The sequence below is a fragment of the Candidatus Wallbacteria bacterium genome (genome assembly GCA_028687545.1).
Classification (GTDB): domain Bacteria; phylum Muiribacteriota; class JAQTZZ01; order JAQTZZ01; family JAQTZZ01; genus JAQTZZ01.
The window spans coordinates 1-16394 of the sequence record JAQTZZ010000030.1 but is presented as its reverse complement, the minus strand read 5'-3'; the positions used below and the strand labels follow the sequence as shown (position 1 = coordinate 16394).

General features: G+C 47.9%; 12 protein-coding genes. 3 read left to right on the top strand and 9 right to left on the bottom strand.

Going from position 1 to position 16394, the window contains the following annotated elements:
- Positions 1-21: 21 nt before the first annotated feature.
- Both PHW04_12345 and PHW04_12340 read left to right on the top strand, forming a co-directional pair.
- Entirely contained in the window at positions 22-1689 is a 1668-nt protein-coding gene (locus tag PHW04_12345) for a peptide-binding protein (protein MDD2716673.1), read from the top strand.
- Between the two features lie 97 nt (positions 1690-1786).
- Complete coding sequence (locus PHW04_12340; GenBank protein ID MDD2716672.1) at positions 1787-3235, top strand: hypothetical protein; 1449 nt, start codon at positions 1787-1789, stop codon at positions 3233-3235.
- A 49-nt stretch (positions 3236-3284) separates the two neighbouring features.
- Here PHW04_12340 and PHW04_12335 read toward each other — a convergent pair whose 3' ends face one another.
- From PHW04_12335 to PHW04_12320, 4 genes are read right to left on the bottom strand one after another with little or no spacing between them, the layout of a single operon-like run.
- A complete protein-coding gene (locus tag PHW04_12335; protein MDD2716671.1) occupies positions 3285-4121 on the bottom strand; it encodes a M55 family metallopeptidase in 837 nt (278 codons plus the stop codon).
- A gap of 54 nt (positions 4122-4175) precedes the next feature.
- Positions 4176-6326 (bottom strand): Tex family protein, encoded by a 2151-nt coding sequence (locus PHW04_12330; protein ID MDD2716670.1) that lies wholly within the window; start codon positions 6324-6326, stop codon positions 4176-4178.
- 56 nt (positions 6327-6382) lie between these two features.
- Positions 6383-7297, bottom strand: a complete 915-nt coding sequence (locus PHW04_12325) for a hypothetical protein (protein ID MDD2716669.1) — start codon at positions 7295-7297, stop codon at positions 6383-6385.
- Positions 7290-9011: a M48 family metallopeptidase gene (locus PHW04_12320; protein MDD2716668.1), complete on the bottom strand. Its 1722-nt coding sequence runs from the start codon at positions 9009-9011 to the stop codon at positions 7290-7292. Before PHW04_12320 ends, PHW04_12325 begins: the two co-directional genes overlap by 8 nt.
- 91 nt (positions 9012-9102) lie before the next feature.
- Here PHW04_12320 and PHW04_12315 point away from each other — a divergent pair, with 91 nt between their 5' ends.
- Positions 9103-10278, top strand: coding sequence for an ATP-grasp domain-containing protein (locus PHW04_12315; protein ID MDD2716667.1), 1176 nt, complete (start codon positions 9103-9105; stop codon positions 10276-10278).
- A gap of 39 nt (positions 10279-10317) precedes the next feature.
- Here the strand turns inward: PHW04_12315 and PHW04_12310 are convergent, their stop codons facing one another.
- From PHW04_12310 to PHW04_12290, 5 genes are all read right to left on the bottom strand, one after another.
- Complete coding sequence (locus PHW04_12310) at positions 10318-11625, bottom strand: hypothetical protein (protein ID MDD2716666.1); 1308 nt, start codon at positions 11623-11625, stop codon at positions 10318-10320.
- Positions 11626-11758: 133 nt separating this feature from the next.
- Positions 11759-12988 carry a thioredoxin family protein gene (locus tag PHW04_12305; GenBank protein MDD2716665.1) on the bottom strand — a complete coding sequence of 410 codons (1230 nt, stop codon included), beginning with the start codon at positions 12986-12988 and terminating at the stop codon, positions 11759-11761.
- 25 nt (positions 12989-13013) lie between these two features.
- Positions 13014-14255, bottom strand: coding sequence for a diaminopimelate decarboxylase (gene lysA / locus PHW04_12300; GenBank protein ID MDD2716664.1), 1242 nt, complete (start codon positions 14253-14255; stop codon positions 13014-13016).
- Between the two features lie 31 nt (positions 14256-14286).
- The gene (locus PHW04_12295; GenBank protein MDD2716663.1) at positions 14287-15303 is read right to left on the bottom strand and encodes an aspartate-semialdehyde dehydrogenase; all 1017 of its coding nucleotides are present in this window, start codon (positions 15301-15303) and stop codon (positions 14287-14289) included.
- On the bottom strand, positions 15294-16394 hold a 1101-nt coding region (locus tag PHW04_12290), incomplete at its 5' end, for an aspartate kinase (protein ID MDD2716662.1). The genes PHW04_12295 and PHW04_12290, both read right to left, overlap by 10 nt.

The following is a 16394-nucleotide window of genomic DNA, read 5'->3' as shown; positions in this document are numbered from 1 at the left end:
AAAGGGGTTTATAATTCCGGCATGCGCGGTAAACTTTTGTTTCTGTTGCCATTGTTTGTTTTTTTCCTAATCGGTTGTGGCGAAAACGGATCCGGTGTCACAAAAACCTTTAAACTGCCTGTTCCATCAGGCACTCCGGAAACAATCGTGGAAGACGTGGAATCAGTTGATTACGGCGATACGATCGTCTATCACCTTGATTCTGACGCCTTGAGCCTGAATCCGCTGCTCTGCGACGATATCTATTCCAGAGAGATTGTGCGCTGGATTTTCAACGGTCTTGTCACACCGGATGAGCATTTGAAACTTAAGCCGGATCTTGCTGAAACTTTTGAAGTAGCAGCAGACGGGAAATCTGCGACCTTCCATCTGAGAAAAGGGGTGAAATGGCATGACGGCGAGGAATTCACAGCTGAAGATGTTGTTTTCACCTATCAGACTATCATCGATCCAGGCACCAGATCCAGGCTGCGCTTCGATTTTTCCATGATCGACACGATAGAAACTGCAGACAAATATACGCTGACAGTGAAATATTCCAAACCATATGCTGACGCTTTGAACATCTGGGCGAACTGTATTGTGTCGAGACATGCCTTTGAAAACAAGGGCTTGGACCCGAACCTCCAGCCGGTCGGGACAGGACCCTACCGATTTGTGGAATGGCTTCCCCATGATCATCTCCTGCTTGAAGCCAACAAAGATTATTTCCGGGGACGTCCGTTCGTGGACCATTACATGTTCAAATACATGGCTGATTTCACCCAGGCTTTCCAGATGCTGAAGAGGGGTGAGCTGGACCTGATGTTCCTGACAGCCGATCAATACCTGAAGCAGGCTTCAGACCGCGAATTCATGAACAGGTTCACCATCTATCTGTATAACTCCTATTACACCATCGTCAGCTACAATCTGCGCAATCCTCTTTTTCAGAGTTCAAAAGTTCGCAAGGCTCTGACCATGGCAATGGACCGCCAGTCAATCGTGGATGAAGTCTTCAAGGGCTACGCATATGTTCCGGCCAGACCTTTTGTTCCACCATATCTGAAATTCGAGAAAAAGCTTGATTCATGGCCCTATTCTCCTTCTACAGCAAAGATTCTTTTTGAATCCGAGGGATGGCGCGATACTGACGGGGACGGAATCCTGGATAAAAACGGGCAGAAATTCGAGTTTGACATGATCGCTGTACACGGCAACAAGAATCGGGAACTGGCATCCCAGATCATTGAAAAAAGCCTCAAGGATAACGGTGTGCTTGCTCATATCCATTTTATAGAACTGGGTGAGTTTATGAGATCACTCTACATTGGGCAGTTTTCCGGATTGCTGGTAGGCCTGATGCTGTCTGATGACCCTTACCAGTATTTCCATTCCTCCCAGATTTTTGATCTCAAAACAGGAAACACCGGGCTGAATCTGATCGCTTATCACAACCCGGAAGTTGACGAACTCCTAGACAGGATCCGCACTGAACTCGACCCTGCAGCAAGGATGAACCTTCTGCAGCGCTTCCATGAAATCATCCAGGAAGACCAGCCCGGGACATTTCTTTACTCAGATATGACAATCCTGGCTGTCAGCAAACGGATCCGCGGGATCAAATCCGCACCTGACTGGATTTTCCATGACCTTGAAAGCTGGTATGTGCCGAAGAAACTCCAGAAATACGGAGAGATAACCCACTGATCCCCGGATTCCAGAGATGAGAACCTGATCTCCTTGAATTTCCCCCTGATCTGAGCTATCATTATATAGAGGGGAAGTCCAGATTGAGGGGGAAAGTATGAAGGGTATTTCAATTTTGGTTCTGCTCATATTTCTGATTCAGCCGATTCCACTATTTGCTGCTCACCCCAACGACAACCCTGTTCACCCCATTTCCCCGGTCCAGCCGAACATGCCCAATCAGACCTGGTACAACCCCAATGTTCCGATCAATCTGAATTACGACCATTCCAAGAAAATCAGTTCAGTGGACGTGCTCTGGAATGATTCCAACGGCACTGCGCTAGGATCTCTCTATATCAACAATGGCGGGACCACCGATGTTCTGATCGCTTCCCATGAAGTGGGAAATGTGGAAAATGTCAATTTCGATCTGGGAACCAATCAGCAGCCGACCAACATTTACATTCTCTTTGCCCGCGATTCAGCCCAGCTTCTGTCTTATACGATCAACTATGTCAGCACAGGCGGGACAGTCCTGTATATCAATTTCAATACTTCCCGTTATGTCAATACTGTGGTAGTCCGCTGGCGCACTGCGGCAACAGGCAGTCATTCAGGCACGCTCTATGTTGACAACGTTGCCAAGGATACTCACACTCTGACCAACAACGGCGTCCAGACCGCAGTGTTCGAAGTTTACGCATTTGCCTACAACATGTATCTGCAGCTCTCTGATACTACGATCCAGATCGTGAATTATGAGGTCACCTATAATATGTACTATTATAACAATACAGTGGATTATTACCCCACAGACCCCAACAACAATAACTCCAACTGGTTCCTGGTAAACGATGTTGCCTATATCAATGTCTCCGCAAACCGCGTTGTCCAGTATGTCTCCATCCGCTGGAGCGATTATGGCGGAAATACCTGGGGAAGACTGTCCGACGCAGCAGGAAATATTTACTATCCCGACCTGTGGGTACCTGATAACGGCGCCGGCAGCTGGGACTCCTGGACAGTCAACCGCTCCACATCCTGGTTCGCGATCCAGGTGTTTAACAACAGCGCCCAGATCTTTCAGGTGCGCGTCACCTACTCGGATTATTGGAATCCATATCCATCCGATATCCCGTTTCCAGATTCCTATCCCCATCCGGGTGTAATTACTACTGTGGTCGTTCATCCGCTCAATCCTGCCAACAATACTTCTGTGTTCAATACCGGTGAAGTTGTTACACTCAATACAGACAGCAGCCGTTACATTTCCTACGTCACTGTGAACTGGGCAGACTATGGCGGCGGTGCCACAGGCACAATGACCGATGCTGCGGGGAATAATTATGGGTCCAAGGATGTTGGTGATCAAAATGATACAGATACCTGGAGTAACATAAACCGCACCACCAACAAACTCATGATTACGATGAGCGGAAATAATGCCCAGTTTATCAGCGTGACCATCGCATACGGACCGGCTCCATTACCGACCCACGAAGTTGTGATCCCGAACAACCAGGTGGTGAATCCTTCGTCTCCTACTCATCCTAACGGGTATTAAGAGCGGATCTGCATCAGAATCGCGAATTGGTCCATTCCCATGTATCTTTTTATTTCCCGTGATAAGCGATGTAAATAATTGCCATGATCGCGTCAAATCCGATTTTGAAATCGTCATGAATGAATTCGACTGTAGAGCCGTCAAGACGCCTGACGCCCGGCATCAAAGCTGCAACATCAGCCATCGCGGTATTGATGAAAGTGATCTTCATACGCACAGGTGGATGGAATTTGAAAACAGGATATGCAGAAGATCCATGTTTTAAAACATTAATTACAGCGGCCTGAGTTTCCCTGCGTACGACATTTATAGGTCGGTTTTTGGCTGCAAAACGCGAAACTGCGCTCTTGGTGACGATGAAATCCGCTTTGCCGAGTCCGGAGTCTGTGAGCTGACGCTTCAGCGAGGAGTCGCCTGTGATCAGGGTGACAGGAACACCGTAGCAACCGGCATAGGCGGCGTTGATCAGAGCTTCGTTGACTTCCATGCCGTTGATTTCAAAACGGTGTATGCAGGAAGAAGAATATGTATGATCCATGTTGGAGTTGATCAGCCCTTTTCCACCGTGGTATCCGATCAGGAATACCATGGAAAATTCACTGGAAAATGCCGGCATCATATACTGAGGCCTGGGGCCTCCTGAAATCAGATGCAGCCTGTCGTCAATGGCAGAAAATTCATAGGAAATGCTGTCACCTGCGGAATGTGAATCAGCCACTACAATCTCATCGATTGACGGGTTGGCAAAGCTTTCATGGATACCCCTGATCACTGATTCCAGATGCATTGACATGCATTTCCGCACTTCGCTCCTGAAATCCTTTTCCTGGACCCAGTTGAAAGTTCCTGGTATGCCTTCCATATCAATGGATATATAGATCTTCATCAATCCTCCAGATACTTTTCATCAATTTTATCAGTCCGGATTCCGGAATTCAATTCAGTTTTCAAGCCGCTCCAGTGAGATGCGCTTCAAGTCCCGGTTTACGCTCAGTATTTTCACTCTGACTCTGTCGCCGACAGAAACGATTTCTGAAGGGTTTTTGACGAATTTTCTGGCGAGCTTGGAAATGTGCACAAGGCCGTCCTGATGGACACCTATGTCCACAAAAGCTCCAAAATTAGTCACATTTGTCACAACTCCATCCAGGATCATGCCATCTTTCAAATCTGAGATGGAGTTGAGGTCTGCGGAAAAATCCATGCTCTTGAATTCAGCCCGCGGGTCGAGACCGGGCTTTTTCAGTTCTCTCAAAATGTCCGTAAGCGTCAGCAGGCCGAATTCAGCTGAGATGTACCGGTTCAGATCGATTTTACCGGAAATATCCCGCCCGATCAGGTCGGTTTCGGAAAAACCAAGGTCTGCCGCCATAGTCTTCACCAGATGATAGGTTTCAGGGTGAATCGCTGAATTGTCGAGCGGATTTTCGGATGAGTGAATCCGTAAAAATCCTGCACACTGTTCAAAGGCTTTCGGGCCGAGCTTGGGAACTTTCAACAAAGACTTGCGTGATAAAAACGGTCCATTTTCTGATCTGAATTTAACGATGTTTCCGGCCAGGGCCGGCCCGATCCCTGACACGAATTTTAAAAGTTCCATTGATGCAGTATTCAGCTGCACTCCCACATGATTCACACACGACTCAACCGTTGTTTCCAGGGAACTCTTCAGCTCTTTCTGATTGACATCGTGCTGATATTGCCCGACACCGATCGCTTTGGGATCGATCTTCACGAGTTCTGAGAGAGGATCCTGCAGCCTTCTCGCGATGCTGATCGCGCCTCTGACTGTGACATCCAGATCAGGGAATTCCTGGATGGCGAGTAGAGAGGCAGAATAGACCGAAGCCCCGGCTTCGCTCACTACCACTGACTTCACAGTCAGGCCAGTCCGCTTGATCAATTCCCGAACAAACTGGTCGGTTTCCCTGGAGGCTGTGCCATTGCCGATAGCGATCAGCTGTACTCCATACTTTTGAATGATGTCTGAAAGAGATTTTTCTGCTTCAACTTTCCTGTTGTGAGGCTCAAGCGGGAAAATGGCCTGCTGAAACTGGAAATTTCCTTGAGCATCGATCACAGCGAGTTTGCAGCCTGTCCTGAATCCCGGGTCTACTCCCAGGATTACTTTCTGGCCTGCAGGAGCGGAAAGCAGAAGATTCCTCAGGTTGGAAGAAAATACCTGGATGGCTTCCTGCTCTGCCTGATCAAGTTTCAGGTTGAATACTTCTGATTCCACGGCAGGGAAGAGCAAGCGCTTGAGACAGTCTTCGATCGCGGATTTAAGTTCAGGATAAAACAGGAAAGAATGATTTCTGACCAGACTTTTTTCCAGAATCGCGACGGCTTGTACCTCATCCACAGTGATTTTCCAGGAAAGCACTTCCTCTGCTTCGCCGCGCCTGATGGCGAGCAGCCTGTGTGACGGGGATTTCTGGACAGGCTCGCTGAAATCGTAATAATCCTGGAATTTGGAAGGTTTTTCTTTCCAGTCTTTTTTCACGTTTGAGCAGATCCGGCCTGTATTGAGTGTCAGGTCGCGGATCGATTGCCTGATACTGCCTGTCTCAGAGATTCTCTCGGCAATAATGTCCAAGGCTCCGGCAATGGCTTCCTCGTATGAATTCACGCCCAGTTCGGGCTTGATGAATTTTGCCACGATCTCAGTCTTGCTGCCGTTCAGATTCAGCTGCAGAAAGATGATCTCAGCCAGCCCTTCCAAGCCTTTTTCCCTGGCAATGGCTGCTCTGGTACGTTTTTTCGGCTTAAAAGGAAGGTAAATATCTTCCAGCAGATTCTTGTCAGTGCAGAGAAGGATTTTAGCAGACAGCTCATCTGTCAGTTTCCCCTGTTCCTGGATGGTTTTGAGTATGGTTTCCTTGCGTTTTTCCAGCTCGTGGTAATGGGCAAGCCTCTCAGAGATGGAGCGGATGGCGATCTCATCCAGCCCGCAGGTACGCTCTTTTCTATAGCGGGCGATGAAGGGGATGGTGGCCTTTTCATCCAGCAGTCCTACTACCGCGGAAACCGGCTGACTGCCGAGAGACAAATCCTGGCTGATGTTTCTGATAATGAAATCTGTTCTGTCCATGCTTACAATTTACTGGAACTATGGTGAAAGCACAAATTACGGATGGAATAGTTGAATTATTTTCCGCGCAGACGCCAGAGGCATACCGCTGCTGTCAGAAACGCTATTGAATACAGAAGGAATTGCGTGATGACAACTCCAGAAAAATATTTTAACGGTCTGATTTTGCCGGTTTTATCAAAATGCAGATAGGAAAAATTCACATCATAGGGCAGCGCGTTTTCAGGATCAGCTGGATCGTACAGCAGAAGTACTGTTGTGCTGTCGGTCAGCCTGCGCGAAAGATGAGTGTTGAAACAGCTTTGGTAAGTATGTTCGTCAGGTGTCTTGAATTCGAAAACGAATCTGCAGACTGGATCCAGGATATTAAAGCAGTATGGAGTGGGTTTGGAGGAAACGACTGTTCCTTCTGCCTGGCAGCCGTTTTTCAGGAGATACCATTCCCTGTTGCCGCATCTCAGAGCGCTGAACATGATGGAAAGTCCGAAAAATGGAAAAATCAGAATCAGGCAGGAAGCAGGCAGAGAATTCGCGCGCTGCAGATTGTAAAGGGTCGAAGCTTCTGGATGCTCTTCGAACCAGCTGACTTCCACTGTTTCGCCAATCATCCGCTCGCGATTTGTCCGATACGGCACTTCTTTATGCAGAACACCGTTTTCATCTTTAAATGTATAGCGTACAGTGAATTTCGGGTCGTCTGGTTCGCCGTTGATTCCAATCTCAGAAGTATCTGATTTTCTGCAGGAATCGAGAAACCCAACGGCAGTTCTAATCTTTTCCTTGTGGAACTTGAAGAAAGTGAAATCATCGGCACGTGCAAAAATCCAGAACAAGCAAAGTCCAAGGAAAAAGATGACTGAGCCCAGCAGGCAGTCTCCTCTGTCGAGCAGCAGTGTGATGGCTACACTAAACGGAACTTTTCGCGGTGGCTGGGAGATGTCAGAGCGGATCAGACTGTATTTTTCACGCATGAATTCTGTAACCCTCGATTTTTTCCCTCAGCCAGTCTGCGAACAGTTCGTCGCTGTAAGAATCAATGATTACGGCAACTTCCTTGACCATGCGCTTGCGGATCTTTTCCTGATGTTCTTCGACGGCGATGATTTCGCCATGCAGGAGCTTTTCATACTTCTCAACATCCTTTGCGCTGTGGATGGTCTTGATTATCCCGCAGGAAATTGCGGAGTTTCTGTCATCAGCTTCCTTTTTTGAGGCAGCCAGATTCCGCTGATCTGCTTGATAAATATCAATCATACCTGCGATATTCTCCAGATCCTGGAAATCCACCACTTCGGCAATTTTTTTGATCAGGCCCATGTCAGCAATCATGTTTTCGAATTTTCTGCAGGCAGACTCTTTCTGACTTTCGGCAAGTTTCAGATTGCCCTTGAGAAAAGTCCCCTGAGCCAGGACTTTAGTCTTTTCAAGAAAACCGCTTGCCTTTGGATCATGGGCAAGTTCCGATTGTTTTGCTTTACTGAATCTTTCGTCAGCGCTCAGCAAGTCGCTGAACTCTTCAGAATCCGAGATCTTTCCTGCTTTCACCGCTTCGATTACCGCAGCGCCAAGCCCGGCGGCATTTTTCGAAATTTCAGCTCTCGATTTTTCAAGCTTTTTCTCTTCCTGACTGTTCCTGTTCCTGATGGAGAGAATTGCGTTCATTTCTTCAATGATCCTGGTGTTGGATTTCAGATTTTCTTCTTTCCTGACTGTCAGGTTGCGATGTTCCTGTACAAGGCCGGCTATTGTCTGAGGCAGTTCCAATAACGGCATGGAGATCAGACAATCCGTAATCTGTACTGGGAAAGCATTCAGGTCGCTTTTCAGATCCTCTCTCTTCTTTAAATATTCATTTCTGTCCCTGCTGGATTTCCGCTCCAATACCAGGCTGTACTGACCGGTATTGATCCAGTTCAATAATTCGCCACATCTTAGCACTGCCCAGTTGTTTCCTGAAGCATCGTCGCCCATGAACCGCAGGGACATGCTGATCATTCCGCCGGACTGTTTTTTGAATTCACTGGCCTGGTTTCTGAAATTCTGTGGATCATCACCTTCAGAGAGATGGAGAGGAGTTCCCGATAATTTCATCAGATAGCTGACAGCCGATTCCTCGTTCTGACAGACAAGCAACCCGGCCCTGTCTGCAGTGTATTCTGCGACTGCGATCCATTTCCGGAGTAGGAGTTTTACCGTATCAGATGTCAGGGACGCCAGCCCCAGAGTGGGAAGGTCGAGCAGTCTGAGGTTTTTGATCAGTTCATTGTAGATTTGCTGCAGAAGAATATGTCTGCTGACGATATGACCCAGTTCATGGCCGAGTGAGAAGAGAAGCTCGTCTTCGGCCAAGTTTTCCAGGCAGCCTGAATTCAGCACAATGATGGAATCATCCATTGTGCCAGCAGAGAGATGGCTGATTTCTCCACCTTGTTTCAGGTACAATTCAGGGATCTTCTCGATTCCAAGAATTCCGCAGGCTGCTTCCAGGTGTTTGTAAAGACCATGCCCCGGGCTGATCCTGAAATTGCTGCCCCTGTATTTTGAGCAGATCAGCTTGAATGCACCAAGTTCAGTCACTTTTCTGGTGATAAAGTCGAGACCCGTCTTCCTGAGCGATACCAAAAGCATCCGATCAACTGGATGTTCGAATTCGACTGGATCGAGATCTTTGAGTATAGATTTCACCTGAAAATGTTATCCCAAATTGCTAAATCCTGCAATTGTGGCACTTGTAAAATTCTTATTTACACTGTATTTTGGGTAGGAATTTTGTCAGATGATGAATCACAGATTGATCCTGCTTTCAGACCGTTACATCTCACCTGTGCTGATGGATTGCGCAGTCAGGCGCGGAATTCCTGTTTTTCCTTTGAAAGAAGAGCTTGGAACGGAACTCAGCAGGAGATTCACGGGCTTGAAACTGATTTCAGAGCAGACAGCTGCTGAAATCATCCGTTCTGGTGCGAAATATTATACAAATACTGAAGATGTACTTTCAAAGATTGTTGCGGATACAACTGATCAGGTTTTAATCGATAACATCAATGTTTTTAAGGATAAATTCCGCTTCAGAGAGCTTCTGAAGCCGTTGTTTGATGATTTCCAGTATTTTCAGATTGACCCGGAAAATCCGGTTCAGGTGAAGCTGAAAATGGGAAAGGAATACATATTAAAACCTAATCGGGGGCTGTTCAGCATCGGCATCCGCAAAGCAAGAACAGGGCAGGAGCTGGAAAAAGCAGTGTCTGAAATGAAAGTAGAACTCGCCAGATACAAAGATATCGCAGAAACAGTGCTTGATACAAAAAAGCTGATACTTGAAGAATGCGTTTCTGGAATGGAATATGCCTGTGATGCTGCATTCGATCCTGATGGAAAACCTGTAATTTATTCCATCATGCAGCATCCATTTTCCAGTCCTGATGATTTCAGGGACGTGATCTATTGCACAAGCCGGGAGATCATGCGGGAAATGCTCCCAAAAGTGGCTGATCTGATGCTGAAAATTTCCCGGCTGATGGGAATCAGAAATTTCCCAGTGCATTTCGAGTTTCGAGTCTGTGACGGGGAACTTTTTCCCATCGAATTCAATCCTCTGCGTTTTGCGGCCATAGGATTGTCCGACCTGCCACATTACGCCTATGGTTTCAATTCATTCGAGCTGTATTTTGACTCGATTGCCCCTGACTGGGAAAAAATACTTGCCGGGAAAGACGAGCGGTTTTACTATTCAGTGCTGGGAGTCACTCCGCCAGGTCTGGAGGCGGCAAAGCCGAATCTCAAAGGCTTTATAAAAACATTTAAGGACTTACTGTTCTTCGAAGAATTCAATCCGCTGAAAACTCATTTTTTCTGCCTGGCTCTTGCCAGATCGGAAAAAAGGGAAGAAATGTTGAAGTATCTGGAGCTGGATTTCAATGAATTCTATCAAAAAAGCAGGGGAGATTTGTAGTCTCCCCTGCAGATGGTTAATGTAAGGTCAGAAAGCAGATCAGAAAATCCCTGTGAACAGTTCGATGATTTTCTGTGAATCTGCCTGGGTCAGTATTCCGTCCTGACCGGCTTTGATGATCAGCTGTTTCATTTCCATGAACAGCGGTTTCAGCATGGATCTGATATCTTCAGGTATGGACTTGATCACGCCGGCGACCAGTTTCAGGGCTTCGAAGTCACCTTCGTTCAGCATGATCTGGAAACGGCCGAGCAGGCTTGATTTGGCTCTGTCCTGCCTGTCAAAGGCTGCCTGAACAGTAGTAAGGTCACCGTCCCGTTCGCCGAGAGTGAGTTCGAGGTTGAGCATGGAGTTTGTCAGATCGTCCAGCAGGGAGCTGAATTTTCCAGGATCGGCTATGCCATCCTTCATTCCGAACATGCTGAGAATCTGATTGATTTCGGCCTGGGGCAGCAATCCGATCTGCACGCCCTTCAGAAGCAGCTTTTTGGCTTCTTCCAGCAGCGGTTTGACCATATTCTTGAACATGTCAGGAATCGAATTGTACATGTCAGCTACCTGCTTGAGGGCCTTCATGATCTGGTCTTTGATGGCCTGGGGGAGAAAGTCAGTGGCTGCCTTGGCCATCCCGATGAACGATTTCAGGCCGAACATTGAAAGGATGCGGTTGGCATCGGCTGTGGCGATGAATCCGGCTGCAACAGCCTGATTGAGCGCGTCCTTGCCCTGCTCCAGATACGGCTTGATCATATCACGGACAAAGCCGGGCAAAGATTTATAAAGATCAGCGGCTTTCTGGATTCCCTGGAAAACTTCTTCCTTGTATGCTGCCAGCACTTGCGGGTCTATCGAAGGAGACGGGGCTGGAGCTGGATTCGGATTGGGAGCCGGTGCGGGAGCAGGAGCAGGCTCCGGGCTTGGCGCGGGATTCGGCTCAGGATTTGGCGCGGGATTCGGCTCAGGATTTGGTGCAGGAGTCGGAGTTCCGCCTTCGAACAAGTTGATGATCTTATCAACATCTTCCTGCTTCAGAATGCCTGCTTTTGCTGCATCTCTGAGCACTCTCTTGATCTGCTCTACTACTGGCTTGATCTTTTCCTTGATGTCAGCCGGGAGCGACTGATAGATCTGGGCAGCCATCTGAATGATTTTGAAATCCCCTTCATTCAGGATGATCTGCAGTTTTTCTCCCTTGGCGCGCGGTTCATTCTTGTCGACCCCGAGCAGATCCAGGGCTTTCAGCGTATCCCCTTCCAGACTCGGAGTTTCGCCTGCAGATACGGGTGACTGATTGAAGATGAACACGAGCAGCATGAGAGCGAGAAACACCTTGACACTTACTTTCATCCCTTAGTCCTCCTTGTGGAAAATACTTATTACGGATATCACGGAGCCTTTATGCTCCAATCATAATCTTACGGTCGAAAATGGGGTTCAACAAGGAAAACTTGCGCAACAAAAATGTTACAAAGAGGCGGGCTTATTCTTTCGAGAGTTCCTCAAGAGTCGGACATGACTTCCAGAATTGTCTGATCTGATCCAGAAATTGTTTTACTTCAGCCGTCTTTCCCAGTTTAATCAGCTTCTTGGCTAAAGACAGGTCAGGACCATAAGATTCCAGTTGAGGTGAACCGGGAGTGGTGCCGGCTTTCAGGAGATATTCGCAGGCTGAGTTTGCATCTCCTTCAGCAAGTGCCGTCAGCCCTAAGTAAAGGTTTGCCTCATAGACTGCGTTTCCATAATTCCAGTCATTTTTTCCGAATGATTCTGCCAGTCCTAGGTATTCGCTGCAGAAAGCTTTGACTTCCTCTGTGCGGCAGTCAGCAAAGGCATCTTTAATGATTTTAAAAAGTCCGCAATAATGTTCATAGCGGATTGTCCCGTGAATGGGGCAGCGGATTTCCACGGTCGAGAACAGATAGGTTTCTGAGCTTGAGAGTGCTTCGCAGACCGGGAGAGCTTGGCCTGGCAAAGACTGCTTCAAGTCGGACAGCGTAATTTCGCCGGTTGCATTTTCAGACTTACGTTTGGAAAGAGCTGATTCCAGCAAACGTCTGTTGTCGCCGCAGGATTTCTGGAATATTTGATAGAGAGTCCCATGGTTTTGGCATTGCGCCCAGACAGCATTGACACGATAGCATTCATTGGTTCCCATGGAAGGGCAGACCGGAATGATTTGTCCGGGGAGCAGCGGCTTCAAGCTCTCCAGCGTAATTTCCCTGGTTGGGAACTGAGTGTGGAACAATCTGATGGCTTCACCCAGAATTTTCATGTTTTGAATACAGGCAGGCTGATCATCAAGAAATGGCGGATAATTATCCAGTAGATCACGCGTAAAATTGTCGGCCTGATCGCCTTCCAGCATTTTGCCTTCTGGAAGGTAGATCCTGAAGCAGGGTATGCCTGACAGGTTGAACTGCCTCGCTACAGGTGATTTCCAGTCGATGCCTGAGGTTTCAGCAGGCCGGTTGATGTTGACTTCAATAATGTTGACCTCAGGACTCGCGGAAGCCAGGGAATGAAGTCTGGGCAGAAGCCTCATGCAGGGACCGCAGTAATGGCTGTAAAAATCGACTATGTTCAATTTACCTTTTTTGAGATGGACGGAAAGTTCTACAGTCTGCCCGAAGGAGATCTCTGTCAGGTTGGGCAGAGGTTGTTCTGCGGCTGTGAGGAGTGATGCAAACAGCAAGAAAAAAATAAATTTCATGTTTTCTCCAAACATTGAATTAGTGTCAGGGTGTCAGGCGTTTGATAAGTTCCTGATATGACAATCTGCGGGTGGAAAGCCTTGCCATCCCTTTTTCAATCACTACCTCGGCCGGCAGGGGGCGGAGATTATAAAGAGAGGACATTGAATAGCAATAAGCTCCTGCATTCTGGATCGCCAGGATATCACCTTCCCGGATTTCAGCGATTTCCCGCTGCTTGGCGAAGAAATCTCCGCTCTCGCAGATGTTGCCTGCAATATCTGCAGCGATCAGACGGCCGGAGGGGTTGCTGAGGTTGACGATGTGATGGTAAGCTCCATAAAACGAAGGCCTGATCAGATGAGGAAGGCCTGAATTGACGCCTGCAATGATCCGGCCCCGGTTGCACCTGATCGTGTTCACTTCCACCAGGAATACAGCGCAGTTGGCTGTAAGAAATTTGCCTGGTTCAAAATACAGGTCCAGTTTTCTGCCGTATTTTTCACAGAATCCAGAAAATATTCCGGTTATTTTCCGGCCAAATGAAGTGTAATCAATTTTTTTTTCGTCAGGAATATACGGGACCTTGAATCCACCCCCGAAATCGATGAATTCCAGGTCTGGAAAGTCACCTGCCACAGACAGCAGGTTCTTCATGCTTTTCAGCACTGATCCTGTGTCAGCGATTCCGGATCCTGTATGTTCGTGCAATCCGATGATTTTCAACTTGTAGCGTCGAGCGATCTTAAGAACCTGTGGTGCGTCCTCAAGCAGTATCCCGAATTTGGAGAGATTTCCCGCAGTCTTCAGATACTCATGCTCGCCTGCTTCTACATTGGGATTGAATCGAACGCAGATCTGCCTGCCTGGATATCGTTCTGCGAATTTTTGCAGCCTGGAGATAGAGCCTACGTTGAATCTGACGTCTTGGGAAAGCGCTGCTTCCATTTCCTGGTCAGCAATGTTGTTGACTGTGAACAGGATCTGTTCGGATGAAAATCCGGCTTTTCTGGCCTGCAGAATGTCGCCCAGGCTAACCGCGTCAATGCCTGCGCCCTTCTGCTTGAGGCAATTCAGGATATCCAGATTCCAGTTGGCTTTCATGGCAAAGAGGATTCTCAAGTGAGGCCATGTGATATTCTTGATCAGCGAATCATAATTAGCTTCGACTGTTGAGAGGTCATAAACAAAAAGCGGGGTTTCAAATTTTGAGGCCAGGGTAAGCAGCTCCAGATTGCCCAGAGTGATGGAACCGCGCTTGGTTTGAAGAGGATACATCAGAGTCATCTTCGATAAAACTCCATTTTCATCAGGCTCATCATTTTTTGAATACACCTTTCCGGATTAGAATTTCGCCGATTTCTACCGCGTTCAGCGCTGCACCCCTCAACAGCTGATCTCCTGATACGAAGAAATCAATGCCATGCATACCGAAGACCAGACTCTGACGGATGCGTCCCACTTCCACATTGTATTTCCCTGCGGACTGAATCGGCATCGGGTAGCGCTGGGAAGCCGGATCATCTACCAGATCCAGGCCGTCCACATCTGAGAAGAGCTTTTTCACAGCTGTTGGAGTGATCTTTTTATCAGTTTCTAAAGTGATTGCTTCAGAGTGAGCCCTGACTGTCGGGATACGCACTGCGGTACAGGAGATGGCCAGGTTTTCGTTGCCGAGTATTTTTCGTGTTTCCCAGACTACTTTCATTTCCTCTTTAGTGTAGCCATTTTTCTGAAAGACATCGATCTGGGGAATCAGATTGAAGGCCAGGGGATGCGGAAAAACTTCATGCCTGCCGGGATTCCCGTCAAGGTATTCCCGGGTAGTTGAAAGAAGTTCGGTGATGCCTTCTGTCCCGGCGCCTGATGCGGCCTGGTAGGTGGAAAATATGGCTTTCCTGATGCCGAATTTTTTATAGACGTGGTAGATGGGGATGATGGCAATGGCTGTAGTGCAGTTGGGATTGGCGATCAGCTTCGATTTCCCGATTGCCTCCGGATTGACCTGAGGGATGATCAGGGGAACATTCTTGTCATACCTGAAGGTCGATGAATTGTCGATCACATAGCATCCTGCAGCTGTCGCTTTAGGGGCGTTTTCCCTTGGCCAGCCGCCTCCGATGGCAAAAAACGCCAGATCCAGTCCGGTGAAATCGGCAGTGCCTGCGTCCTCTACAATAACTTTACCAAGATATGTATCGATTTTTTTGCCTGCTGAACGGGTGGATGCGAAGACCCGCAGATTCCGGACAGGAAAACTCTTCCTCTCAATCACTGAGAGCAATTCCTGGCCGACAGCTCCTGTTACTCCGAAAATCCCGATTGTCAATGACATGCACATTCCTCCATCTTCAGTGTGCTGACATCCCCGAAAAATTGTTCGTGCAGTTTTTTCACAATATTATCGGCAACTTTGAGGTCAACCACAAAGGTGATGTTAATTTCAGAAGCACCCTGCGAGATCATCTCCACCCTGTAAATGCCTGACTCTGCCAGGCAATGGAAAATTCCGGACGCCACCTCTGTGGATCTGCTTTTCAAACCATCACCGATCACGCAGATGATTGCTTTTTCGTCTTCGACCGTGACATCAGCGTATTTTTCCAGCTCAAAGCGCAGGATGTCTGTGTCGGTGTTTCGTTCGACTGTTGCGGATACGCTGACTTCTGAAGTGGAGATCACGTCTACTACAACGTTGTTCCTGGCAAAAACAGAAAACAGCCTCTCCAGAAAACCGAAAGCATTCAGCATCCTGGAAGAAGTCATGGAAATGGTCTTGATGTTCTTTTTACAGGAAATGGCCCTGACTTTACCAGGTGTGATGTTCTTCCATTCACGCACGATCAGAGTGCCTGGGTTTTCAGGTTCGTATGTATTGAGCACACGTACCGGTATATTTTTGGCCACTGCCGGAAGAATGGTTTTCGGGTGCAGCACTTTGGCACCGAAATAAGCAAGTTCCGATGCCTCAGAAAAAGACATCATCTCGATTGTGCGTGCTTCAGGTACTATCCTGGGATCAGCGGTCTTGACGCCTGTCACATCAGTCCAGATCTGGATCTCCACCGCATCTAGCGCTGCGCCGAGAATGGAAGCTGAGTAATCAGATCCTCCGCGGCCGAGAGTGGTGAGATTGCCCGAAAGATTCTTGGCTATGAAACCTGTGACTACAGGGATATGGTCATGAAAAATGAAGCCTTTGCGGAGATTGAGGTAGGTCTCTGGAAGAATTTCAGCTTCAGTGAAATTGTCGTCAGTCACGAATCCGATATCATATGAGTCATAAGGCTTGGCGTTCACTCCCAGCCGGTTAAGATTCGCAGCCACGATGCGGGCGGAAAAACGTTCGCCGAATGAGGCGATATTATCCTGCATGCGTTTCGAAAGCCGCAGCGACTCAGTGATGTAAAACAGGGACCTGGCCAG